General features: G+C 63.9%; 23 protein-coding genes. 19 read left to right on the forward strand and 4 right to left on the reverse strand.

The features are described from left to right. Positions 1–5 precede the first annotated feature (5 nt). The gene (locus tag PQR32_RS00765; protein WP_408221674.1) at positions 6–914 is read right to left on the reverse strand and encodes a LysR family transcriptional regulator; all 909 of its coding nucleotides are present in this window, start codon (positions 912–914) and stop codon (positions 6–8) included. A gap of 133 nt (positions 915–1,047) precedes the next feature. On the opposite strand from PQR32_RS00765, the gene PQR32_RS00770 reads away from it, so the two are divergent. Next, a complete protein-coding gene (locus PQR32_RS00770; protein WP_408221675.1) occupies positions 1,048–2,238 on the forward strand; it encodes a M20 aminoacylase family protein in 1,191 nt (396 codons plus the stop codon). Between the two features lie 66 nt (positions 2,239–2,304). Next, complete coding sequence (locus tag PQR32_RS00775) at positions 2,305–3,606, forward strand: MFS transporter (protein ID WP_408221676.1); 1,302 nt, start codon at positions 2,305–2,307, stop codon at positions 3,604–3,606. 45 nt (positions 3,607–3,651) lie between these two features. Here PQR32_RS00775 and PQR32_RS00780 read toward each other — a convergent pair whose 3' ends face one another. Further along, positions 3,652–4,476, reverse strand: a complete 825-nt coding sequence (locus tag PQR32_RS00780) for an IclR family transcriptional regulator (RefSeq protein WP_408221677.1) — start codon at positions 4,474–4,476, stop codon at positions 3,652–3,654. Between the two features lie 203 nt (positions 4,477–4,679). On the opposite strand from PQR32_RS00780, the gene PQR32_RS00785 reads away from it, so the two are divergent. From PQR32_RS00785 to PQR32_RS00840, 12 genes are all read left to right on the forward strand, one after another. Continuing rightward, on the forward strand, positions 4,680–5,384 hold the full coding sequence (locus PQR32_RS00785) for a FadR/GntR family transcriptional regulator (protein WP_408221678.1): 705 nt from the start codon (positions 4,680–4,682) through the stop codon (positions 5,382–5,384). Between the two features lie 67 nt (positions 5,385–5,451). Then, positions 5,452–6,342: an L-threonate dehydrogenase gene (gene ltnD, locus PQR32_RS00790; protein ID WP_408221679.1), complete on the forward strand. Its 891-nt coding sequence runs from the start codon at positions 5,452–5,454 to the stop codon at positions 6,340–6,342. A 13-nt stretch (positions 6,343–6,355) separates the two neighbouring features. Beyond that, complete coding sequence (gene otnK / locus PQR32_RS00795) at positions 6,356–7,666, forward strand: 3-oxo-tetronate kinase (protein WP_408221680.1); 1,311 nt, start codon at positions 6,356–6,358, stop codon at positions 7,664–7,666. After that, a complete protein-coding gene (otnC, locus tag PQR32_RS00800) occupies positions 7,663–8,325 on the forward strand; it encodes a 3-oxo-tetronate 4-phosphate decarboxylase (RefSeq protein WP_408221681.1) in 663 nt (220 codons plus the stop codon). Before otnK ends, otnC begins: the two co-directional genes overlap by 4 nt. 72 nt (positions 8,326–8,397) lie before the next feature. Continuing rightward, positions 8,398–9,735, forward strand: a complete 1,338-nt coding sequence (locus PQR32_RS00805) for an MFS transporter (RefSeq protein WP_408221682.1) — start codon at positions 8,398–8,400, stop codon at positions 9,733–9,735. A 69-nt stretch (positions 9,736–9,804) separates the two neighbouring features. Next, positions 9,805–10,593, forward strand: a complete 789-nt coding sequence (gene otnI, locus PQR32_RS00810) for a 2-oxo-tetronate isomerase (protein WP_408221683.1) — start codon at positions 9,805–9,807, stop codon at positions 10,591–10,593. A gap of 17 nt (positions 10,594–10,610) precedes the next feature. Beyond that, positions 10,611–11,591: a D-erythronate dehydrogenase gene (denD, locus tag PQR32_RS00815; RefSeq protein WP_408221684.1), complete on the forward strand. Its 981-nt coding sequence runs from the start codon at positions 10,611–10,613 to the stop codon at positions 11,589–11,591. Positions 11,592–11,971: 380 nt separating this feature from the next. After that, positions 11,972–13,174 (forward strand): 3-oxoadipyl-CoA thiolase, encoded by a 1,203-nt coding sequence (pcaF, locus tag PQR32_RS00820; RefSeq protein WP_408221685.1) that lies wholly within the window; start codon positions 11,972–11,974, stop codon positions 13,172–13,174. A 476-nt stretch (positions 13,175–13,650) separates the two neighbouring features. Continuing rightward, on the forward strand, positions 13,651–13,971 hold the full coding sequence (locus PQR32_RS00825) for a PAAR domain-containing protein (RefSeq protein ID WP_408221686.1): 321 nt from the start codon (positions 13,651–13,653) through the stop codon (positions 13,969–13,971). 372 nt (positions 13,972–14,343) lie between these two features. Further along, entirely contained in the window at positions 14,344–14,475 is a 132-nt protein-coding gene (locus PQR32_RS42295) for a hypothetical protein (RefSeq protein WP_494471414.1), read from the forward strand. A 494-nt stretch (positions 14,476–14,969) separates the two neighbouring features. Further along, positions 14,970–15,194: a hypothetical protein gene (locus tag PQR32_RS00835; RefSeq protein ID WP_408221688.1), complete on the forward strand. Its 225-nt coding sequence runs from the start codon at positions 14,970–14,972 to the stop codon at positions 15,192–15,194. Continuing rightward, positions 15,191–15,769: a hypothetical protein gene (locus tag PQR32_RS00840; protein WP_408221689.1), complete on the forward strand. Its 579-nt coding sequence runs from the start codon at positions 15,191–15,193 to the stop codon at positions 15,767–15,769. Before PQR32_RS00835 ends, PQR32_RS00840 begins: the two co-directional genes overlap by 4 nt. A gap of 140 nt (positions 15,770–15,909) precedes the next feature. Here PQR32_RS00840 and PQR32_RS00845 read toward each other — a convergent pair whose 3' ends face one another. After that, a complete protein-coding gene (locus PQR32_RS00845) occupies positions 15,910–16,290 on the reverse strand; it encodes a DUF2917 domain-containing protein (RefSeq protein WP_408221690.1) in 381 nt (126 codons plus the stop codon). 344 nt (positions 16,291–16,634) lie between these two features. Beyond that, the gene (locus PQR32_RS00850; protein WP_408221691.1) at positions 16,635–18,623 is read right to left on the reverse strand and encodes a sigma-54-dependent Fis family transcriptional regulator; all 1,989 of its coding nucleotides are present in this window, start codon (positions 18,621–18,623) and stop codon (positions 16,635–16,637) included. Positions 18,624–19,037: 414 nt separating this feature from the next. Between PQR32_RS00850 and PQR32_RS00855 the strand changes: the two genes are divergently transcribed. The 5 genes from PQR32_RS00855 to lipA are packed head-to-tail and all read left to right on the forward strand — an operon-like array spanning position 19,038 to position 24,271. After that, positions 19,038–20,102 carry an ATP-NAD kinase family protein gene (locus PQR32_RS00855; protein ID WP_408221692.1) on the forward strand — a complete coding sequence of 355 codons (1,065 nt, stop codon included), beginning with the start codon at positions 19,038–19,040 and terminating at the stop codon, positions 20,100–20,102. A 40-nt stretch (positions 20,103–20,142) separates the two neighbouring features. Continuing rightward, a complete protein-coding gene (locus tag PQR32_RS00860) occupies positions 20,143–21,126 on the forward strand; it encodes a thiamine pyrophosphate-dependent dehydrogenase E1 component subunit alpha (protein ID WP_408221693.1) in 984 nt (327 codons plus the stop codon). Positions 21,127–21,162: 36 nt separating this feature from the next. Next, on the forward strand, positions 21,163–22,167 hold the full coding sequence (locus PQR32_RS00865; protein WP_408221694.1) for an alpha-ketoacid dehydrogenase subunit beta: 1,005 nt from the start codon (positions 21,163–21,165) through the stop codon (positions 22,165–22,167). A 3-nt stretch (positions 22,168–22,170) separates the two neighbouring features. Then, on the forward strand, positions 22,171–23,283 hold the full coding sequence (locus PQR32_RS00870; RefSeq protein ID WP_408221695.1) for an acetoin dehydrogenase dihydrolipoyllysine-residue acetyltransferase subunit: 1,113 nt from the start codon (positions 22,171–22,173) through the stop codon (positions 23,281–23,283). A 1-nt stretch (position 23,284) separates the two neighbouring features. Then, positions 23,285–24,271, forward strand: coding sequence for a lipoyl synthase (gene lipA, locus PQR32_RS00875; RefSeq protein WP_408221696.1), 987 nt, complete (start codon positions 23,285–23,287; stop codon positions 24,269–24,271). The last annotated feature ends 71 nt before the right edge of the window (positions 24,272–24,342 follow it).

Below are 24,342 nucleotides of genomic sequence, written 5' to 3' on the forward strand. Positions count from 1 at the left end.
CCGTACTATCCGGCCGCCGCCATGTGCTCGCGCGTCGCCTCCTGTAGACAGGACACGAACTGCAGCACGGCCGGCGTCGGCAACAGATCGCGCCGCGAAATGATGCTGAGATCGTAGCTCGGCAGCGCCTCCTCGATCTGCGCGACGCGAATGCCGAGCGGCGCGACCATCTGCGCAAGCGGCCGCGTGAAGCAGCCGATCACATCGGTTTGCGACACCAGGCCGAGCGTCACCGCGAACGACGACGGCGCCCGCACCAGCCGCTTCGGCACCGGCAAGCCGTGCGCGTTGAACATTGCCATCATCACGCTGTGCGGAAAGTGATCGGCGCCCACGGTCACGATCCACTCCGCGTCGAGCAACTCATGCAGGCGCGTCACATTGGCAAGCGGATGCCCCGCGCGCATGGCCACGACAAACTGCGTCGAGTAGAGCGGCGCTTGCACCAGATCGCTGTCGAGCGCCTGCACGTGATGGATCGCCGCGATATCCAGCGCGCCGTTGCGCAAACGCGCGACGGCGTCCGGGATCGTCACTTCTTCCAGATGCAGATTGACGAGCGGCATCGCCCGGCGAAACTTCGAGACCGCATGCGGTAGCGCCGTGAGCGCGATCGACGGCATGGTGCCCACGCTCACCTTGCCGGCCAGTTCTCCCTTCACCTGTTCGACGGCTTCGACCGTGCGCCGCATATCGCCCAGCAACTGCTCGGCGCGCGGCAGCAAAGCGAGCCCGCATGCCGTCAATTCGATGCCGCGCACGCTGCGCACCATCAACTCGGCATTCAGCGCGCTTTCGAGTTCGCGGATCGTATGCGTGACGGCCGGTTGCGTCACACCGAGCTCGCGCGCGGCGGCGCGCAAACTACGATGATGGGCGGCGGCGACGAACGCTTGCAACTGCTGCAGCTTCATTGGGGTAATCCCGTATATAACGGTTGTTAATCGGGGTGAAAAAAACAGCATCTTATTCGAACAAAACGGCGTGGCTATAGTGCTCGCCTGTTTGCCGCATTTTCATGCGGCCTGAATCCATGGAGCCCTAGAGATGAGCGAAGCCGCGCGTTTTACCGAAGTGTCCGACCTGGCGCCCGCCGCCGAGAGCCTGCGCGAGATTCGCCATCACATCCACCACCATCCGGAACTGGCCTACGAGGAACACCAGACGAGCGCGCTGGTCGCCGACAAGCTCGAGCAATGGGGTTGGCAGGTCACGCGCGGGGTCGGCCAGACGGGCGTGGTGGGCACGCTGAAGGTGGGCGACGGCAAGCGCAGCATCGGCATTCGCGCCGACATGGACGCGCTGCCGATCATCGAACAAACCGGCCTGCCGTATGCGAGCGGCACGCACGGCAAGATGCACGCATGCGGCCACGACGGCCATACGACGATGCTGCTCGGGGCCGCGCAACGGCTCGCGGCCACGCGCAATTTTTCGGGCACGGTGCATCTGTACTTCCAGCCGGCCGAGGAGAGCGGCATCGACAGCGGCGCGCTGAAGATGATCAACGACGGCCTGTTCGAGCGCTTCCCCTGCGACGCCGTGTTCGGCGTGCACAACCATCCCGGTGAAGAGCCGGGCGTGCTGCTGTTCCGCAAAGGGCCGTTCATGTCGGCGGGCGACAAGGCGATCATCACGATCGAGGGCGTCGGCGGCCACGCGGCGCGTCCGCATCTGACGGTCGATCCGGTCGTGGTGGCGGCGAGCATCGTGATGGCATTGCAGACGATCGTCGCGCGCAATGTCGATCCGTCGCAACCGGCGGTGGTGACGGTCGGCTCGATGCATGCGGGCACCGCGAACAACGTGATTTCGAGCAGCGCGAAGCTGGAGCTGAGCGTGCGTTCGTTCAGCCCCGAAGTGCGCGCGTTGCTCAAGAAACGCATTACCGAGCTCGCCGAATCGCAGGCCGCGAGCTATGGCGGCAAGGCGGTGGTGGAGTACATCGAAGGCTATCCGGTCGTGGTCAATTCGGATGCCGAAACGGATTTCGCGGTGGAGGTGGCCCGCGAACTGGTCGGCGACGACAAGGTGGTCGCGCAGACCGACATCCTGATGGGCAGCGAAGACTTTGCGTTCATGCTGCAGAAACGGCCGGGCACGTTCCTGCGGATCGGCAACGGGGCGGGCGAAGACGGCTGCATGGTGCACAACCCGCACTACGACTTCAACGACCGCAATCTGCCAGTCGGCGCGGCGTTCTGGACGCGGCTGGTGGAGCGCTATCTGGGCCAGTGATCGAGCCTGCAAGCCACGCCGCAGTCAGCCAGCCCCCACAACCATAACGACGAGGAAGACCACGCGATGAGTACCACGACCAATGCGAGCCACGCCGTTCAGGCGAGCCGGCCCGCCAGCCGCGGCGCGATCGCCGCCGCGGTGATCGGCAACTGGCTCGAGTTCTTCGACTTCACCGTGTACGGCTTTTTTGCCGTGATCATCGGCAAGCTGTATTTCCCGTCGGCGGATCCGACCACCTCGTTGCTGTTGTCGGTGGCGACGTTCGCGGCGGGCTTCATCACGCGGCCGCTGGGCAGCGTCATGCTCGGTGTGTACGCGGACCGCAAGGGCCGCAAAGCCGCGCTCAACCTGACCATCATGCTGATGGCGGTGAGCACCGGCCTGATCGCGATCGCGCCGACCTATGCGCAAATCGGTCTCGCCGCGCCTTTGCTGATCGTGCTGGCGCGTCTCGTGCAAGGCTTCTCGCAAGGCGGCGAGTTCGGCGCGGCCACGTCCACGCTGCTCGAACAGGGCGGCGGCACGCGGCGCGGCTTTCGCGCGAGCTGGCAACTCGCCACGCAAGGCGGCGCGGCGCTGATGGGCTCGGGCATCGCGGCGGCGTTGTCGGGCGCGTTGCCGAAAGACTCGCTGGAAAGCTGGGGTTGGCGTATTCCGTTCCTGCTCGGCGTGCTGATCGCGCCGGTCGGCATGTATCTGCGCCGCCGTCTGGCGGACGACGCGGCCAGCGCGCACAGCCACGCCATCGAACGCGGCGTGCTGCACGAACTCTTCACTAGCCATTTGCGCCCGCTCATATTGATCACGCTGACGGTGATGGGCGGCACGGTCTCGACCTACATCCTGACCTTCTACATGCCGACCTACGCGATCCATACGCTCGGCCTGCCGATGTCGCTGTCGATGCTGGTCGGCGTCGCCTCGGGCTTCGTGATGCTGATCACGTGCCCGCTGTTCGGCATGCTGTCGGATCGCATCGGCAGCCGCAAGCGGCCGATCCTGTTCGGACGCGGCGTGCTGGTGCTGCTGCTGTTCCCGGCCTTCATGCTGATCAACCGTTTTCCGCAGTTGCCCGTCATCATGTCGCTGACCGCGCTGATGCTGCTGTTCTACTCGATGGGCTCGGCGTCGGAATTTGCCTTGATGTGCGAGTCGTTTCCGCGGCGCGTGCGCGCTACCGGCATTTCGATCGCGTATGCGTTGAGCGTGTGTGTATTCGGCGGCACCGCGCAGCTCGTCGCGACGTGGCTGATCAAGCTGACCGGCAGCAAGCTCGCGCCGGCCGGTTATGTGGCGGCGTGCGTCGTGGTGTCGTTGATCGCGGTCTCGATGCTGAAGGAAACAGCCGATCAGCCGATCGATTGATTGCTCGAACGGGGCGCCATCATTGCGCGGCGCCCGCCGCCGGGATTAGCCGCGCCGTGCCACCATCTCCGAGACGGTTTGCGCGGCGTGTTGCAGCGGTTCCAGAAACGCCTTCACCATCTGCCTGGCCGAATTGCGCTGCGCATTGCCGCTGATGTTCATCGCGGCGATCACGCGTCCCTGACGATTGCGGATCGGCGCGGACAGCGAAATCAGCCCGCCTTCCAGCTCCTGATCGACGATCGCCCAGCCCTGGCGGCGCACCTGCGCGATCAGCTTCTTCAACTCTTCCTTGTCGGTGACCGTGCGCGGCGTGTGCGCGTAGAGCGGCGTCGAACTCAAGGTCGCCTCGAGCGTTTCGTCGTCGAGCGCGGCGAGCAGCACGCGGCCCATCGACGTGCAATAGGCCGGCAGGCGGCTGCCGATCGACAGGTTGATGGTCATGATCTTGTGAGTCGGCACGCGCAGCACGTAGACGATCTCGGTGCGGTCGAGCACGGCCGCCGAGCAGCTCTCGTGAACCTGCGCCGACAGTTGCTCCATGACCGGCTCGGCGAGATTCCAGAACGGCATGGAGGTCAGATACGCGAAGCCGAGGTCGAGAATTTTCGGCGTGAGGCGGAACAGGCGCCCTTCGGCCTCCACGTAGCCGAGCGTCTGCAGGGTGAGCAAGATGCGGCGCGCGCCGGCGCGCGTCAGGCCGGCGGCGGCGGCGACGTCGGTGAGCGTCTGTTCGGGGCGCGTGGCGTCGAACGCGCGGATCACGGCGAGGCCGCGCGCGAACGACTGCACATATGAGTCGCCCGGTTTGTCCGGGGCCGGTTCGGCGCTGACGGGAACGGCGGAAGACGGCGGCAGGGCTTTGCTCATGGGCCTTGAAGGATGCGTTCGAGGAGGTGCGGACCGCGCCGCGCTTGAATTCCCGCGCGGCGCGCTAAAGGCGTGACGATAGCTTAAGCCTTCTGTTTCGCCAACTTTGCCGCCGGATGCACAAAAATCCCAGGGTTTGCATGGATGCAGGCGGTATCCGAAATTTGTATGATGACCCGATAACATGATCAATCGAGGCATCGATGTTCGACAAGATTCCTGCGAGAGCGTTGAGCGACACCGTCGCACAGCAGCTGCTCAAGCAGATCGACAAAGGCACCTTCGAGCGCGGCGGCAAGCTGCCGACCGAGGCTGTGCTCGCGCAGCAGTTCGGCGTGAGCCGCACGGTGATCCGCGAGGCGATCTCGCGGCTGAAGAACGAAGGCGTGGTCGAGCCGCGTCAGGGCAGCGGCGTGTTCGTCGCCGCGCACGGCACGTTCCGGCCGCTGCGTATCGACTACGCGGAAGCGGTCGAGCCCGGCTCGGTGGTGCAGATTCTCGCGTTGCGGCGGGCGATTGAAGCGGAAGTCGCGTCGGAGGCCGCCATGCGCCGCAGCGACGCCGACATGATGTCGATCGACGCAGCGCTCGCGAAGATCGACGAGGCGGTGGCCGAAGGCGAGGACGGCGTGGCTGAAGACGTCGCGTTCCATCGCGCGATCGCGGCGGCCACCGGCAATCCGTATTTCCTGAAAACCCTCACATTTCTGAATCAGTACCTCGAAGCCGGCACGGTCGTCACGCGCCGCAACGAAGCGTTGCGCGAGGACTTCTCGCGGCAGGTGCGCGAAGAGCATGCGGCGATCGCAGCGGCGATTCGCGCAGGCGATCCGATGGCGGCGCGCAATGCGGCGCGAACTCATATGTACAACGCGGCACGGCGTCTCGCGGAAGCGGGGATTTGCTGAGCTTTACTGCTGAGCGTCGGTGCTCAGCTTCAGGCGCGAGCGCCCAACGAATTCATAGAGGTCAAGCATGTCCAGAAATGTCGGTGTCATCGGTCTTGGTGCAATGGGCCTGGGTGTCGCGCGCTCGCTGCTGCGCGCGGGCCTGCGGGTCCATGCGTGCGATCTGCGGAGCGACGTCCTGAACGCGTTCGTCGCGGAAGGCGGCGTGGGTTGCGCGACGCCAGCCGAACTCGGCGCGCAGTGCGAGGTGGTCGTCACGCTGGTCGTGAATGCCGCGCAAACCGAAGCGGTGCTGTTCGGCGAGCAGGGCGCGGTCGCGGCGATGAAGAAGGGCGGCGTGGTAATCGCCAGCGCGACCGTGGCGCCGGACTTCGCGATCGAACTCGGCAAGCGCATCGAGGCCGCCGGTTTGCAGATGCTCGACGCACCGGTCTCGGGCGGCGCGGCGCGCGCGGCCTCCGGCGAGATGACCATGATGACGTCCGGTCCCGCGGCCGCCTATGCCGCGTGCGAGGACGTGCTGGCCGCGATGGCCGGCAAGGTGTACCGCCTCGGTGCCGAGCATGGTGCAGGGTCGAAAGTGAAAATCATCAATCAGCTGCTGGCCGGCGTGCATATCGCGGTGGCCGCCGAGGCGATGGCGCTCGGCCTGCGCGAAGGCGTGGATCCGGACGCGCTGTATGAGGTCATCACACACAGCGCGGGCAATTCGTGGATGTTCGAAAACCGCGTGCCGCACATTCTGAACGGCGACTACACGCCGCTTTCGGCCGTCGATATTTTCGTCAAGGATCTCGGCCTCGTGCTCGACACCGCGCGTCGCTCGAAATTCCCGCTGCCGCTGTCGGCGGCGGCGCATCAGATGTTCATGATGGCGTCCACGGCCGGTCACGGTGGTGAAGACGATTCCGCGGTGATCAAGATTTTCCCCGGCATCGACGTGCCGGCGGCAAAGTAAGCAGGAGAGCACCATGACGGCAAACACGAAACGCGCGCTGCTCGGCTGCATCGCCGACGACTTCACCGGCGCCACCGATCTCGCCAACATGCTGGTGCGCGGCGGCATGCGCACGGTGCAGACTATCGGCGTGCCCGCATCGAACGAAACGCTCGAGGCTGACGCGCTAGTGGTTGCGTTGAAATCGCGCACCATTCCCGCTGACGACGCGGTCGCGCAATCGCTCGCCGCGCTCGACTGGTTGCGCGCGCAAGGCTGCCGGCAGTTCTTCTTCAAATACTGCTCGACCTTCGATTCGACCGACGCGGGCAATATCGGCCCGGTGACGGATGCATTGCTCGACGCGTTATCCGCGGACGGCAACGCCAGCGTGTTCACGATAGCCTGTCCGGCCTTTCCCGAGAACGGCCGCACGATCTTTCGCGGCCATCTGTTCGTCGGCGACACGTTGCTCAACGCGTCGGGCATGGAAAACCATCCGCTTACGCCGATGCGCGACGCGAACCTCGTGAGCGTGCTGCAACGTCAGACCCGATCGAAGGTCGGGCTCGTGCGTTATGACGCCGTGGCGCAAGGCGTGTCGGCTGTGCGCGACTCTTTCGATACGTTGCGTAACGAAGGCGTGCGCATGGCGATTGCCGATGCAGTGTCCGATGCTGACCTCTACATACTCGGCGAAGCCTGCGCCGATCTCACGCTGATTACCGGCGGTTCCGGCGTCGCGCTGGGTTTGCCGGCCAACTTCCGCCGCGCGGGTTTGCTGAAGGAGCAGGGCGATGCCGCGCAATTGCCTCAGGTGAACGGATTGTCGGCGGTGCTGGCCGGCAGCGCGTCCAAAGCGACCAACGCCCAGGTCGCGGAGTGGCGCTCGACACGGCCCGCGTTCCGTGTCGATCCGCTCGCGGCTGCGCGTGGCGAGAACGTCGTCGAGCAGGCGCTGGCTTTCGCCCAGCCGCACCTCGACAAAGCCGAGCCCATGCTGATCTATGCCACCGCCACGCCCGACGAAGTCAAGGCGGTACAACGTCAGCTCGGGGTGAATGAAGCAGGGCACCTGGTTGAAAACACGTTGGCGTCGATCGCTCGCGGTCTGCGCGAGCGCGGCGTGCGCAAGTTCGTGGTGGCGGGCGGCGAGACCTCGGGCGCGGTTGTGCAGGCGCTCGACGTGCACACGCTGCGCATCGGCGCGCAGATCGATCCCGGCGTACCGGCCACCGCCACGACCGGCGCCGAGCCGCTCGCGCTCGCACTGAAATCCGGCAACTTCGGCACGACCGACTTCTTCGAGAAGGCGCTGCGTCATCTGAACGGAGCCGCGCAATGACCGGCGCGCCCGCACTCCATACGACGGACGAAGCGCGTGTCCGCGAGGAAATCTGCGTGACCGGCGCGAGTCTCTATCAACGCGGCTACACGGTGGGCACCGCCGGCAACATCAGCGCGCGTCTCGACGACGGCTGGCTGATCACGCCGACCGATGCCTGCCTCGGCCGGCTCGATCCCGCCGATATCGCCAAGGTCGATCTCGACGGCAACGCGGTGTCCGGCGGGCGGCCGTCGAAAACGCTGGCGCTGCATCGCGGCATCTATGCGCGCAGCGGCGAAGCCCGCGGCATCGTCCACACCCATTCGACCCATCTGGTCGCGCTGACGCTCGCGGGCGTCTGGCGCGAAACCGACGTGCTGCCGCCCATCACGCCGTACTACGTGATGAAAGTGGGCCACGTCCCCCTGATTCGTTACAAGCGGCCAGGCGACCCGCAAGTCGCCGAACAGATCGCCGCGCTCGCCGACAGCGTTCGCGCCGTGCTGCTCGAACGTCTCGGTCCGGTGGTGTGGGAGCGTTCAGTGGCGCAAGCCGCGTATGCGCTCGAAGAACTCGAAGAGACCGCGCGTTTATGGTTGATGACGAATCCGCGGCCCGCACCGCTCGACGAAGCCGCACTCGAAGAACTGCGCACCGTGTTCGGCGCGCGCTGGTAGGGGAAACCGACATAACAAAGCCAGGCTGCGCTCGATGCGCCGCGCCGGGCCATCCATTCAAGGAGACAATGCATGAGTTCGTATCAGACCGCATCCAGCCGCCCCATTGCAGCAGACGCCGCGGGACAACCCGGCGCCGCCGAAGTCGAGCGCACGTATAAGAAAGTGTTCTGGCGCATCGTCCCGTTTCTGATGCTGTGCTATGTGGTCGCCTATCTGGACCGCGTGAATGTCGGCTTCGCGAAACTGCAAATGTCGCAGGACCTGGCGTTCAGCGAAACGGTGTTCGGTCTCGGCGCCGGCGTGTTCTTCATCGGTTATTTTCTGTTCGAATTGCCGAGCAACATTCTGATGCACAAGCTCGGCGCGCGCATCTGGATCGCGCGGATCATGATCACGTGGGGCTTGCTGTCGGCCGTGTTCGTGTTCGTGAATACGCCGATGCAGTTCTATATCTTGCGCTTCCTGCTCGGCCTCGCCGAAGCCGGTTTCTATCCCGGCGTGATCCTGTACCTGACTTACTGGTTCCCGTCGCATCGGCGCGCGAAGATCATCGCGGTGTTCATGTCGGCGATACCGGTGTCGGGCATCTTCGGCAATCCGCTGTCCGGCTGGATCATGCAGACGTTCCACAACAGCTCGGGTTTCGCGGGCTGGCAATGGATGTTCCTGATCGAAGCGATCCCCGCCATCGCGATCGGCATCGCCACGATCCTGTATCTCGACAACGGTATCGCCGCCGCGAAGTGGTTGAGCGAACGCGAAAAGCGCCTGCTCACCGATGAAATCGCCGCCGCGCAGCCGCAGGAGAAAACCCAGAAGCATTCGCTCCGCGCGGTGTTTCGCGATCCGCGCACGTGGTGGATGTCGCTGATCTATTTCGCGTTCGTCACCGGGCAATACGGCCTGACGTTCTGGATGCCGACGCTCGTCAAATCGACGGGTGTAACGGGTGCATTCAATATCGGCCTGCTGAGCGCGATCCCGTTTCTGTGCGCGGTCGTCGTGATGAATCTGATGGGGCATAGCGCCGACAAGCGCCGTGAACGCCGCTGGCATCTGATCGTGCCGGCGCTGTTCGGCGCGGTCGGCTTCGCGGTGGCGGCTTCGTTCGCGGACAACACGGTGGTGTCGATCGCGTTTCTCTCGCTGGCCGCCGCCGGTGTGCTGACCTGCGCGCCACTCTTCTGGTCGCTGCCCACTGCGTTCATGTCGGGCGCGACGGCCGCGGCTGGCATCGCGATCATCAATTCGATCGGCAATCTCGCGGGTTTCGCGAGCCCTTACATGATCGGCTATCTGAAGGACCTCACGCATAGCACGCAGACCGGGATGTATGTGCTGGCCGGCATGCTGGTGATCGGCGCGATCGCCACATGGCTCACGCCGCCCAAACTGGTCAACCGATAAATTGACACTCAAGCGCGGCATGGGTCGCTGCCGCGCACCGCATCAAACCGTTTTCAAGGAGTCGCTGCCATGCCTCGCTTCGCCGCCAACCTCACGATGATGTACAACGAGCACGCTTTCCTCGACCGTTTCGCCGCCGCGGCACAAGACGGCTTCGAAGCGGTCGAGTTTCTGTTCCCCTACGATTTCCGCGCCGACGAGATCAAGGCGCGGCTTGACGCGAGCGGTCTGACGCAAGCGCTCTTCAATGCGCCGCCCGGCGACTGGGCCGGCGGCGAGCGCGGCATTGCCTCGCTGCCCGGCCGCGAAGACGAATTCCGTCGCGGCATCGACACCGCGCTCGACTACACGCGCGTGATCGGCAATCGCAAGCTGCATGTGATGGCCGGCCTGATCGGCGCGGATCAGCCGCGCGCCAAACATCGCGAGGTGTACCTGAGCAATCTCGCGCATGCCGCCAAGGCCGCGCAGGCCGAAGGCATCACCGTCGTGATCGAGCCGATCAATACGCGCGACATGCCGGGCTTCTTTCTGACCCGTCAGGACGAGGCGCAAGCGATCTGCGCGGAAGTCGGCGCGCCGAACCTCAAGGTGCAGTTCGATTGCTACCACTGTCAGATCGTCGAAGGCGACCTCGCGGTGAAACTCAAACGCGATATGGCCGGCATCGGCCATATCCAGATCGCCGGCGTGCCGGAACGGCATGAACCCGACACGGGCGAGCTGAACTATCCCTATCTGCTCGAACTGATCGACTCGCTCGGCTACGACGGCTACATCGGCTGCGAATACCGGCCGCGTGCGAGCACCTCGGCCGGCCTCGGCTGGTTCAAACCGTATCTGAACGCGACCCGCTAACAAGGACGAAACTCATCATGAAAGTATTGATTACCGGCGGTGCGGGTTTTCTCGGCCAGCGTCTCGCGCGTGAACTGCTCGCGCGGGGTTCCCTGAAAGACACGCAAGGCACACCGCAAGCGATCACCGAACTGGTCCTTCTCGACGTGGTGCAAGCCAACGATTTCGGCGACAGCCGCGTGCGCACGGAAGTGGGCGACATTGCCGAGCGCAGCGTGCTCGAGCGCGTGATCGACGACCAGACCTCGGCGATCTTCCATCTGGCCGCGATCGTGAGCGGCCAGGCCGAAGCGGATTTCGATCTCGGCATGCGCATCAATCTGGATGCGTCGCGGCTGCTGCTGGAGACTTGCCGGCAGCGTGGCCACCGGCCGCGCGTGTTGTTCACGAGTTCCGTGGCGGTCTACGGCGGCGAGTTGCCCGCGGTCGTGCAGAACGACACCGCGTTGAATCCGCAATCGTCGTATGGCGCCCAGAAGGCGATCGCGGAGTTGCTGCTCAACGATTACGCACGGCGCGGTTTCGTCGACGGCCGCGTGCTGCGGCTGCCCACCATCAGCGTGCGGCCGGGCAAGCCGAATGCGGCGGCGTCGTCGTTCGCGAGCGGCATCATTCGCGAGCCGTTGAACGGCGAAGCGGCGGTGTGCCCGGTCGCGGGCTCGACGCGCTTGTGGTTGCTGTCGCCGCGCAAGGCGATCGGGAGCCTGATCGCCGGACTCGAACTCGATTCCGCCGCGCTCGGTAACCAGCGGGTGCTGAATTTGCCGGGCATTTCGGTGAGCGTCGACGAGATGGTCGCCGCGCTGCGCGAGGTCGCGGGCGACGCGGTTGCCGGGCGGATCGTGTGGGAACCGGATGCGCGAGTCGAGAAGATCGTGGGTAGCTGGCCGGGGCGGTGGGATACGTCGCGCGCCGAAGGGTTGGGGTTGAGCGGTGAGCGCAATTTTGCCGACGTGATCCGCAGCTATATCGAGGACGAGCATATCCAGCTGCGCTAGAAACACCCCCACGCAGTCTTTGGCCCCGTGCCGGCGCCTTGAAAACAGGGCCGCGGGCACGGGCGCGTCATTCGTCTGATCCTTTGCAAGAACGGCTGTGGCCTGCACGTATTCCCTGGTGCAGGCCTGGCCGCGCTTGACATGGTTTCGGCCACGCGCCTATTATCGTGTCTAGTTGTTCGATATATGACCGTATGTTCGTATCAAGAACAAATTGCGGCATTCTCGGGCCCATCGTTCATCATCCTGCGCTAAGCTGAACTGACGCGACAGCCGCCTTGCAGCCGCTTCCCGTCGCGCTTGCCGGTGCGTGCGGTCCGCGCCACGCCGGCAATCCGGCCGCGGCGCAGCGCACGCAGCACATCAACTGGAGACATCACATGACCGAAGCATTCCTGTGCGACGCGATTCGCACCCCCATCGGCCGCTATGCGGGTTCGCTGTCGTCGGTGCGCGCCGACGATCTGGGCGCCGTGCCGCTCAAGGCGCTGATGGAGCGCAATAAGGACGTCGACTGGAACGCGATCGATGACGTGATCTACGGATGCGCGAACCAGGCCGGCGAGGACAACCGCAACGTCGCGCGCATGTCGCTGTTGCTGGCCGGCTTGCCGCAGGGCGTGCCGGGCACGACGGTGAATCGCCTGTGCGGTTCGGGCATGGACGCGGTCGGCATCGCGGCGCGCGCGATCAAATCGGGCGAGGCCGCGTTGATGGTGGCGGGCGGCGTGGAAAGCATGAGCCGCGCGCCGTTCGTCATGGGCAAGGCGCCCACCGCGTTTTCGCGCCAGGCCGATATCTACGACACGACCATCGGCTGGCGTTTCGTCAACCCGCTGATGAAGAAAATGTACGGCGTCGATTCAATGCCGGAAACGGGCGAGAACGTCGCCACCGACTACAACATCAGCCGCGCCGATCAGGACGCTTTCGCCGTGCGCAGCCAGCAGAAAGCGGCGCGCGCGCAACGCGACGGTACGCTCGCGCAGGAAATCGTCGGCGTGACGATCGCGCAGAAGAAGGGTGATCCGATCACGGTGCTGCAAGACGAGCATCCGCGTGAGACGAGCCTCGAAACGCTCGCCAAGCTCAAGGGCGTGGTGCGTCCGGACGGCACGGTCACGGCAGGCAATGCGTCGGGCGTGAACGACGGCGCGGCGGCGCTGCTGCTCGCGAATGAAGAGACTGCAAAGCGCTTCGGCCTCACGCCGCGCGCCCGCGTGCTGGGTATCGCCACGGCCGGCGTCGCGCCGCGCGTGATGGGCATTGGCCCGGCGCCCGCCACGCAAAAACTGCTGGCGCGTCTGAACATGACCATCGATCAATTCGACGTGATCGAACTGAACGAGGCCTTCGCTTCGCAAGGCATCGCGGTGCTGCGCGCACTCGGCGTGGCCGACGACGACGCCCGCGTCAATCCGAACGGCGGCGCGATCGCACTGGGCCATCCGCTCGGCATGAGCGGCGCGCGTCTGGTGACCACGGCGATGTATCAACTGCATCGCACGCAAGGCCGTTTTGCGTTGTGCACGATGTGTATCGGCGTCGGCCAGGGCATTGCGATCGCGATTGAACGGGTGTGATGGTTTAGCTGCCTGGACCGCGCTTCGGTTGAAGCGAGATGAAACAGCCTCGTCGCTCGCGCGACGAGGCTGTTTTTTTTGATGCGATTACGGCCTTATGTGCTGGGTTGGAAGGCGTACTTCCGGCTGGCGTAAACGCCACGAGTCTGGTTGGAATGAAGGGAACTGCATGCGCCGATGGCGCAATAGCGATCGCACTTGTCGTGCGGTTGGCTTGAGAGCCTTCAAACGTTTTGAAGTGCCACTTTGCTTTTCGGACTGCTCGGATACCCACGCATAACAATAATGGGAAAGGTACGTGCCTGGGTGGCGTATCCCAAGCCGCGGCGCCCGCCCGTCCGTTGGACGCTGCGAGCGCCCGTGCGAGCGGCCCCGATTAGAAGGAGACTTTGGAATGCTAAAAAAGCAGAAGGGCGAAATGTTCAAGCCGGCCTACATGCCGCCCCTGAGTACTGACGCAGACAGTGAGGCTGACCATGCGTAAGGCGGCGATAAGGGACGACGACCCAACGACAACGGGCGGTCGTGTCATGGGTTCTTCAACGGGATGTTTCGATCACGGCAAAAAACTCGCGCTGGACGGCGACGTGGCGACATGCGGCAACTGCAAGGGAGCCCACAGTATATTCGGAACGGGCAAGGGAATCTCCGACAAGGGGCGCAAGGTTGTTGTCGACGGTGATTCAGTACTCTGTCCGTGCGGAAAGAATCAGGTAATCGCCGGTAGCAATCCGGGATACCTTCTCAACTCGGACCAGGGCTCGGCGGGCGCGAGCAACGCGTCGAGTGCGGCGTAATCCGTCGTGGTGACCGGCACATCTGTCGCAACCTATGACGAACAGATCTGCGCCGCCGCGCCGAGCGGTTCGCTCGAAGGCTACCCGTACCTTGTCGAGACAGCAGACGGACGAACCTTTTCAGGTCGGATCGGGGTAAGCGGCCTGCTATCCCGTATCACCACGGATGGGGTCGACGCTTACACCGTGCATTGGGGCGAAGAAGCTCTTGTAAGCCAAGGAGTCTGACACATGCCGAACCCAAAAACAGTGGTTAGAACAGACTCAACGCCCGGCTCTATCAAGTTAGTGCAGTTAACGGCAGTGTCCTTTCAGGAACTGTGAGATAACTATCCGAGCGGCAACCCATACGACAATCCCAGTGGTGGACATATCGACTTATGGAACGGAGGAAAGTTGACGGGCTTTGGTACGGGTGTGCGTGTGAGTTGGAACATCGTGATTCCTGGAATCTGGTCGGACTTCCGGGATTCGAAGACGATTCTATTTTTCCCGATCGAATGAAGCTGATCCGAATCATCATTGGGGGCGCACTGGGCGCTGTCGGAGTGACGGCAGTTGCGTGGGGCGGTCTGTACCTGTTTGGAATCGTTCGAGCTTCAGGTAGTTTGTTCGATACCAACCCTGACGCTGCCAACCGGTTCTTTGCTTTATGGTTTGCATTAGTTCTGGTGGCTTCCGTTGCTGGCGGCGTCAAGGCGTCGCGCCGTTAAACGCCGTATTTGATCCGCGAACCTCGCGGGCCGATTCGTCAAACGATCAAGCGCCAGGAACATGCCGCGCCCATGAGTTCATCAACGGTCGCCGCTGTTCCAGCAAATCGGTACGGTGATAATCCGGTCTAAAGACGTCCCTGATTACCACGGAAGACGTAAAACATCGATTGCCGATTCAACTGCCAAGCTGTACGCCTTCAATGCAGCCTGCATTTAAAATACGTTGCTCGTTATCAGTGGCGACGAAACTATTCCGACACAGCCGACTGACGGAACGCCGCTGTGACGCTACGTCGCGCTGCTCTATATGCTGTGCGAATTCATTTGAAAATCACAATTCAATCAATTGCAGGTTGTCGTAAGGCATGTAAAATCGTTTGCGTCGTACCTTTTGAAAACTATCATCCTGAAGATACGCAGGCGCTCATGGCGTTAAGAGCCGGCATTCCGCCGTTTCAGATCGTCGGCACGCCGGATCAAACAATTTTTCAAGGAGCATGCAAATGAAGGCAGCGACGATTGGAGCAGCGTTGATGGTCGCGGCGTTTGCCGCAGCGCAGCCGGCATGGGCGCAAGATGCCATGGCCAGTGCCGCGCAAGGCGTCGTCAGCGCGGTGGAGCCGGTGCATGTGAAGGCGCAGATCGTCGGTATCGATCCGGGCAGCCGCACGCTCACGCTCAAGGGGCCGGGCGGCAACGTGGTGGTCGTGCTCGTGAGCCAGCAGGTGGAGGGATTCGACAACCTGCAAGTGGGTGATCAGGTGGACGTGCTCTACAAGAATGCGCTCCTCGTGAAGGCCGAGAAGGTCACCGGCAAAGATAAGGGCATTCGCGCGCGTGTCGACACGCAGGTGTATGCTCCGGCCTCGGGCGGCTTCGAATCGGCGCGCCAGATCGAAGTGCTCGCCACCGTGCAGAAGATCGACCGCAAGAAGCGTCTGGTCACGCTGCGCGGCGCGTATCAGACGCAAACGCTCGAAGCCGGTCCCGACGTCGATCTGAAGGACGTCAAGATCGGCGATACGATCCACGCGGTATTCGTGTCGGCGGCGGCCGTGCAGGTGACGCCGAAGCAACGTTGAGCACAGCCGAGCCGGCTTGCATGATCACGCCCTCATGCAAGCCGGCAGGCCACACAAACACCCCTCACCGCAGGGGTGTTTGCTTTTCGCGGCACGGCCGCGCGCAAAGCGTCGCGCGTCGAGTGCTGTCACGTGCGCGGCTAACGCGGCGCAGGCGGCCCCAGACTCAACCACGCGAGCCGTCCCAGCCAGCGTCTGAGCAGACCGCCTCGCGCCGGTAGTGCGTAGCTCAACGACACGCGCGCGACGCATTCGCCATCCGTACTGAGCCACACACGCTCGCCGCGTTGCAACTGGAATGTGTGGCCCGGATCGAGCCAATGATCGTAAGGTGAACTGACGCGTGTGAGCCACAGGCGCGCGCCTTGCACAGCGAGCGTGCTATCGGCTTCGACGCGCCAGGTCAGCGTCGCGCCTGGCATGACTGAAAAATGCAGCACCAACTTCGGCAGACGCTCGTCTTGCCGATACGCCACCAGACTCGATTCGTCATCCATGCACTGCGGGCTTGCCTGATCCATCTCATTCTCCGTCATCAAGCCGGCTGACGGAGGCGCCCACAAAACAAAAGGCCCCTTCCGTTACCGGCGGGGCCTTGGGGATGTGTTACGCAGATTCAGACTGCTAACGCGCACGCACTCCCAATGGCCAGCCGATGATGGCTCGCTTCGGGTGTGTAATCGCATTCGCGATGGAGATGTGCGTCAACATGAGATCGAGTGTGCCGTTTTGCCGCAGGTCTTGTCAATCGAAAAGATCGTAATCCATTCGAACGGGGACGCCAGATGGAATACGAAAACGCGTAGTGCTGGTGACGACCATCGCGTTTTGCGCGTGGTCGCGCATCACGCTGACAGCCGGCGCTTCAACGTCGATGCGGCGCGACGATGCCCAGCGACGCAATGCGTCGATACAAAGTGGCGCGTGATATGCCGAGCGCTTGCGCCGCTGCGTTCGGCCGCCATTGATGGCGTGTGAGCGCGTCGATGATGCGTGCGCGCTCCTCGCGCGGGTCCTGCTGTGCGTCCCGCTGCCGGCCGCCATGCGGAGCGATCCGCAACAGCGCCGGTTTGTGCGCGGTCTCAGGCGCGAGCAGCGCCGCTATATCCGGAGCAACATGGCGCAATTCCACGCGTGCGCCGTCACAGATCGCGCAGGCGTAGCGCAGCACATTGCGCAACTGGCGAATGTTGCCCGGCCATGCGAAGCCCACCAGACGCTCGGCAAGTTGTGGGTCCAGCGTGAGCACGTGGCCGGCCATTTGCGCTTCGTCGTCGAAGACCGCGTCGATCACGTCGCGGATATCGGCGCGCTCGCGCAGCGGCGGTATCGGCAAAGACGCACCACTCAACCGGTAATACAGGTCTTCGCGGAACGTGCCGGCCGCGACCATCTGCCCGAGATCGCGGTGCGTGGCGCAAATGACGTCGATGTCCACCCGCACGGGTGCATCGCCGCCGAGCGGCGTCACTTCGCCTTCGGCCAGTACGCGCAGCAGCCGTGTTTGCAGATCGAGCGGCATGTCGCCGATTTCATCGAGAAACAGCGTGCCTGTATGCGCCTGCGCAATCTTGCCGCGTGCGCCGCGGCTGCGTGCGCCGGTGAAGGCGCCGGGCGCGTAGCCGAACAATTCGCTTTCGATCAGCGATTCGGGAATCGCACCGCAATTCACCGCGATAAACGGTCGCGCGCGCCGCGCGCCCGAATCATGCACCGCGTGCGCGAACACTTCCTTGCCGACGCCAGTCTCGCCGAGAATCAGAATCGGCAGACGTTTGCCCATCACGCGCAACGCGACGGCGGCGTTGTGCGCGATCTGCGGATCCGCGCTGTGCAGAAAACGTCCGAGCGCACCGAGTTGCAGATCGTTTTGCGACGCGGTTTGCGCCGATCTCGCGGCGCCGTCGTGCATCGTGGACGCCGAGCGCGAGACGCGCCTGAGCGGCGCGCGAATGCGCGCATACAACGTCGTCCCGGTCGCGCGCAGGCGCAAGCCGACAATCGCATCCGTGCGCGCGACGTCGTGCAGGTGCGAGCCCGATGTGTCGAATACGTCGTCGATGTGACGCGGACCGTTCAGCGCCGGAATGCACTCGCGCGCCTTGCGATTGGCGGCGACGAGATTGCCGCATTCGTCGAAGGCGATCAGCACTTCGGGCTGCGCCTCGACAAAGTTGCGGCTCGAATGACCGAACAGAATCCAGTGCTGGGTCGTTTGATTGAGAAAGTAACCGTCTTCGATCAGGCCGGCGCTTTGCCGCACGAGTTGAAATACGAGCCGCTGACTGTCGCGGTTATCCGGCGACTGCACGGCGGAGGCATCGAGCACGCCGATCATTTCGCCGGTCGGCGCGAAAATCGGCGCCGCACTGCAGGTAAGCGTGGTGAACGCCGCGCGGAAATGATCGGTCTTGTGCACGATGATCGGCGCGAGATCGGTCAACACGTTCGCCACACCGCACGTGCCTTCCTCGCGCTCGGACCAGCACGAACCGATATACAGGCCCGCATGCTTGAAATCGCTGCGGCGTTCGCGATCGATCCGGTAGTCGATGGTGACGCCGTGCGCGTCGGTGAGCATCACGCAATAGTCGGCGACGCGAATCATGTCGTGCAGACGCGTCAGACATTGTCCCGACGCACGCAGAAAGGCTTCTTCCTTGCCCTGCACTTCGCGCAATTCCGCCGACGTCAGCACGCGCGGTCCGATCACGGCGCCCGGGTCGAGCCGGTACTGTTCGAACGAACGCTGCCACGACGAGACGAGCCGCGGAGAATCGGCGGGCGCGGGCAGGCGTCCTTCAATGGCGCCACGCACGCGGTCGATGTGCTGGGTCTGCGAGACGTAAGGCATGGTCGGCTCCAGGCGAGCGACACACAGTGAGATCAGGGTGTTCTTGTATCACATCCCGGTTGATGAATCACACTGCAATGCAGCACGCGAGACGCGTGAGACGTTTGTCTCAGTCTCAGGTGAGACGGCTTGGCCCAACGGCGCAGATCGAGGCGGGTAAAGGGTTTGCGACGCGTCTCCGAACTGCTCGGCCGGGCTGCGAATGTTGCACGAGGCAAGCGTGAGACGCCTGGAACGCTGCGTCGCGTGGGGCCGGCTCACCATCCCAGCTTGCATGTCGATGCGAAAAGGCCTTTAAACACGGCACTTTCGCGAGGTGGCGCGATTTTTCAGCAAATTGGCACACCCTTTGCAGTGTCCTGCGCATGACAAAGCGCCACCGTTCAACGACGGCGTAGAAAGGAGACAAGCACAGTGCCATCGCCCATCACCGTCGGCGTGATCGCGAACCCGGCGTCGGGTCGCGACATTCGCCGTCTCACTTCCTATGCGTCGGTGTTTCCGACCTCCGAAAAAGCCAACATGGTGGTGCGCTTGCTGGCCGGGCTCGGCATGCTTGGAGTAACACGCGTGCTGTGTCTGCGCGACCGAACCGGCGTGGCGGCGCTGCTGCTGCGCGCGCTCGACACCCATGATGCCGTCGCCGCGCAACAGCGCTGGCCCGAAGTCGAGTTCATCGAACAGCCGATCACCGACAGCGTCGCCGATACTCACGCGGGGGTCGCCGCGATGCTGCGGGCAGGCGTCGAACTGATCGCCGTGCTGGGCGGCGACGGCACGCACCGCGCGGTGGCCGCGCATTGCGCAAGAGTGCCGCTGCTGACCTTGTCCACCGGCACCAACAACGCCTTTCCGGATTTGCGCGAAGCCACCGTGGCCGGCCTTGCCGGCGCGCTCGTCGCGTCGGGCGCGGTGCCGCCGGATGTGGCGCTGATGCGCAACAAGCGGCTCGTCGTGCGCTGCACGGCCGGACCGAATCGCGGCCGCGAGGAGATCGCGCTGGTCGATGTCTGCGTGAGCCGCCAGCGCTTTGTCGGCGCGCGGGCCGTCTCCGATCCGGCCGATATCGAAGAACTCTTCCTCACGTTCGCCGCGCCCGACGGCATCGGACTTTCGTCGATCGGCGGAGCGTGGGCGCCCGTGGAGCGCACCGCATCGCACGGTTTGCATCTGCGCTTTGCAGCACCCGGCGAATCCGGCGTGCCGCTGGTGGCGCCCATTGCGCCGGGCCGCGTCGAGCGCGTACTGATGCGCACGTGCGAACGCTTCGAAGTCGGCGTGTGGCGGCCGCTCGAAACCGAACACGGCACGCTCGCCTTCGACGGCGAGCGCGAAATCGAACTGGAGCGCGGCGACCGCTATGAGATCGCGCTGGATTGGGAAGGGCCGCTGACCGTCGACGTCGAACGCACGCTGCGTTTCGCGGCGTCGCGTCAACTGGTGCGGGAAGTGGCAAACGTGGTTGCGCATCAAAAGTAGGTTGTGGGCAGGCAGTGCATTCATTCCAAGGAGACACACCATGTCGGTTTCAACTGAGTTGAGCAAGGAAGCGCTACTGAAGGCGTATCGCATGATGCGCACGATCCGCGAGTTCGAGGAGCGTCTGCACGTGGAATTCGCGACCGGCGAAATTCCCGGCTTCGTGCATCTGTACGCGGGCGAAGAAGCGTCGGCGGTCGGCACGATGCTGCATCTGAACGACGCCGACTATGTAGCGACCACGCACCGCGGTCACGGCCATTGCATCGCCAAGGGCGTGGACGTGCGCGGCATGATGGCCGAGATCTACGGACGCAAGACCGGCGTGTGCCACGGCAAAGGCGGCTCGATGCATATCGCCGACCTGTCGAAAGGGATGTTAGGTGCGAACGGCATCGTCGGCGCGGGCGGGCCGTTGATTTGCGGCGCGGCGCTGGCGGCGAAGTACAGGAAGTCGGGTGGCGTGGGCGTGTGCTTCTTCGGCGACGGCGCGTCGAATCAGGGCGTGATTTTCGAATCGTTGAACCTCGCCTCGGTATGGCGGCTGCCGGCGATTTTCGTGGCGGAGAACAACGGCTACGCGGAAGCGACATCTTCGACGTGGTCGGTGGCGACCGACAACATCGCGGACCGCGCGAGCGGCTTCGGTATGCCGGGCGTGATCGTGGACGGGTTCGATTTCTTCGCCGTGCATGAAGCCCTCGGTGAAGCGATCGAACGCGCGCGCAAAGGCGGCGGACCGACGCTCGTCGAAGTGAAGTTCTCGCGCTATTTCGGCCATTTCGAAGGTGACGCGCAGACCTATCGCGCGCCCGGCGAAGTGCAGAAACTGCGCGACGAGAAGGATTGCCTGAAGCGTTTCGAAGAGCGCGTGGTGCGCGCCGAAATGCTGAGCGCGGATCAGTTGCGCGGTGTGGATGCCGAGGTCAAGAGTCTGATCGACAGTGCGGTGACGGAAGCCAAGGCTGCGCCGTTGCCGACTGCTGAAGATTTGTTGAGCGACGTCTACGTGTCTTATCCGTAACGAACGCGTTGCATACCTAAACGATTGGAGGCAGACATGGCACGCAAGATCACATTCTCTCAGGCAATCAACGAAGCTCTGAGTCAGGAAATGGCCCGTGACGAAACCGTCATCGTGATGGGTGAGGACAACGCGGGCGGCGCCGGATCGCCCGGTGAACAGGACGCGTGGGGCGGCGTTCTCGGTGTTACGAAGGGACTGTTTCACAAGTATCCGGGCCGTGTACTCGACACGCCGCTCTCCGAAGGCGGCTATATCGGCGCGGCAGTCGGCGCGGCGGCCTGCGGCATGCGCCCGGTCGCGGAGTTGATGTTCATCGATTTCATGGGCGTGTGTTTCGACCAGATCTTCAACCAGGCCGCCAAGTTCCGCTACATGTTCGGCGGCAAGGCCGTCACGCCGGTCGTGATTCGCGCGATGCAGGGCGCGGGCTTGCGTGCGGCGGCCCAGCATTCGCAGATGCTGACCTCGTTGTTCACGCACATCCCCGGACTGAAAGTGGTCTGCCCGTCGACGCCGTATGACGCCAAGGGACTACTGATCCAGGCGATCCGCGACAACGATCCGGTGATTTTCTGCGAGCACAAGTTGCTGTACAGCCGCGAGGGCGACGTGCCCGAAGAGTCGTATGCGATTCCGTTCGGCGAGGCGAACGTGGTGCGCGACGGCGACGACGCGACGATCATCACCTACGGACGCATGGTGCATTACGCCACCGAAGCCGCCGAAAAACTCGCCAAGGACGGCATCCAGGTCGAAGTGATCGACTTGCGGACGACCTCGCCACTGGACGAGGAAGCGATCCTGGAGAGCGCGAACCGCACCGGACGTGTGGTCGTGGTCGACGAAGCGAATCCGCGCTGCTCGATCGCCACCGACATTTCCGCGCTGATCGCGCAGCGCGCGTTCCACTCGCTGAAGGCGCCGATCGAAATGGTGACCGCGCCGCATACGCCCACGCCGTTTGCCGGCGTGCTCGAAGACATGTATATCCCGTCGGCCGCGCAAATCGCCGCGGCCGTACTGAAAGTGAGGGCTTGAGCGATGCCGATCCATATGATCACGATGCCCAAATGGGGCTTGTCGATGGAGCAGGGACAAGTCAACGGGTGGCTCAAGGCCATCGGCGACAAAGTCGTGAAAGGCGACGAGATTCTCGACGTGGAAACGGACAAGATCTCGTCAGGCGTCGAGTGTGCGTTCGAGGGCATCCTGCGCCGGCAGATCGCCCAGGAAGGCGACACGCTGCCGATCGGCGCATTGCTGGCAGTGGTGGCGGACGCGGAGACGCCGGATGCCCAGATCGACGCCGAGGTCGAAGCGTTCCAGCGCGACTTCGTGCCGGCCACGTCGGCGGATGGCGACAGTGGCCCGCAACCGGAGAAAACGCAGATCGGCGGACGCACTGTGCGCTATCTGAAACTCGGCGAAGGCGGCACGCCCGCGCTGCTGATTCACGGCTTTGGCGGCGATCTGAACAACTGGTTGTTCAATCACGCCGACCTTGCCGCGCATCGCGCCGTGTGGGCGCTGGACCTGCCGGGTCACGGCGAATCGGGCAAGACGCTCGACACCGGCAGTGCCGACGAACTCGCGGACAGCGTCATCGCGTTCATGGACGATCGCGGCATCGACAAAGTGCATCTGGTCGGACACTCGATGGGCGCACTGATCGCGATGACCGTTGCTGCAAAAGCGTCGGGGCGTGTAGCGTCGCTGGCGTTGATTTCAGGCGCGGGTCTGGGCACGGAGATCAACGGCGACTACATCCAGGCTTTCACTGAGGGCAGCAATCGCAATGCGCTCAAGCCGCAGTTGGCGAAACTCTTCGCCGACCCGAGTCTCGTGACACGTCAACTGGTGGAGGACATCGTCAAGTACAAGCGGCTCGAAGGCGTGCCCGAGGCGCTGCGCAAGATCGCGGCGTCGGCCTTCGACGGCAACGTGCAACGCGCGAGCTATCGGGACCGGCTGGCGGAACTCGCGCCACGCAGTCTGGTGATCTGGGGCGCCGGCGATCAGATCATCCCGGCCGCGCATGCGCAGGGTCTGCCAGGCGACATCCGCGTTCATGTGCTCGATGGCAACGGACATATGGTGCAGATGGAGGCGGCCTCCGAAGTGAATCGTCTGCTCAACGATTTTCTGGGGGGCTGAGATGGACGCCGCATTGCATGGCGACAGCGTCACCGCGCTCGGTCAGCACGGCAAGCGCAGCGCTGACAAGCTCGCGCGGATTCCGGTGAAGATCGTGCCGGCCACGGACGGCGAGGTCTTGCCGAAGCCGCCGTGGCTGCGCGCGAAGCCGATGATGAGCGAGACGGTCGCCGGCATTGCGGCGATCCTGCGCGAGCACCGTTTGCATTCAGTGTGTGAGGAGGCGATGTGTCCGAACATCGGCGAATGTTTTGCGCGGCGCACCGCGACGTTCATGATCATGGGTGGCATCTGTACGCGGCGCTGTGCGTTCTGCGACGTCGCGCACGGCCGCCCGGCGCCACTGGACGCGGCCGAGCCCGCGCGGTTAGCCGATGCCGTGGCGGCGCTAGGCTTGCGCTATGTCGTCGTGACGTCGGTGGATCGGGATGATCTGCGCGACGGCGGCGCGGCGCATTTTGCCCGCTGCGTCGCGTTGCTGCGCGAGCGCGTGCCGGGCATTCGGGTCGAAGTGCTGACGCCGGATTTTCGTGGACGTGTCGAGCGGGCGTTGCAGGCGCTTTCGGTCGCGTGGCCGGATGTCTTCAATCACAACCTCGAGACGGTGCCCGCTCTCTATCGTGCCGCGCGTGCGGGCTCGGACTATCAGGGCTCGCTGCAACTGCTCGCGCGTGTCAAAGAGGCGAACGAGGCGATGTTGACCAAATCGGGGTTGATGGCCGGATTGGGGGAATCCGATGCAGAACTGCTCGACGCGATGCGCGATCTGCGCGCGCATAGCGTGGACATCCTGACGATCGGGCAGTATCTCGCGCCGTCACGTTTTCATATGCCGGTGCGGCGGTATGTGACGCCGCGACAGTTCGACGCCTGGCGAGAGGCGGGCTTGGAAATGGGCTTTCGCGAAGTGGTGGCGGGGCCGCTGGTGCGTTCGTCGTATCAGGCGGACCAGATTGCCGATATGGCCATGGCACGCGCAACGCAATGATATGAGGAACGGTTGCCGCTCTCGCGCGTTGTTGTAAACGACAGCGAGGAGCGGCACCGTCGCCGTTTAAA

The organism is Paraburkholderia dipogonis, assembly GCF_046027395.1.
Classification (GTDB): Bacteria; Pseudomonadota; Gammaproteobacteria; order Burkholderiales; family Burkholderiaceae; genus Paraburkholderia; species Paraburkholderia dipogonis_A.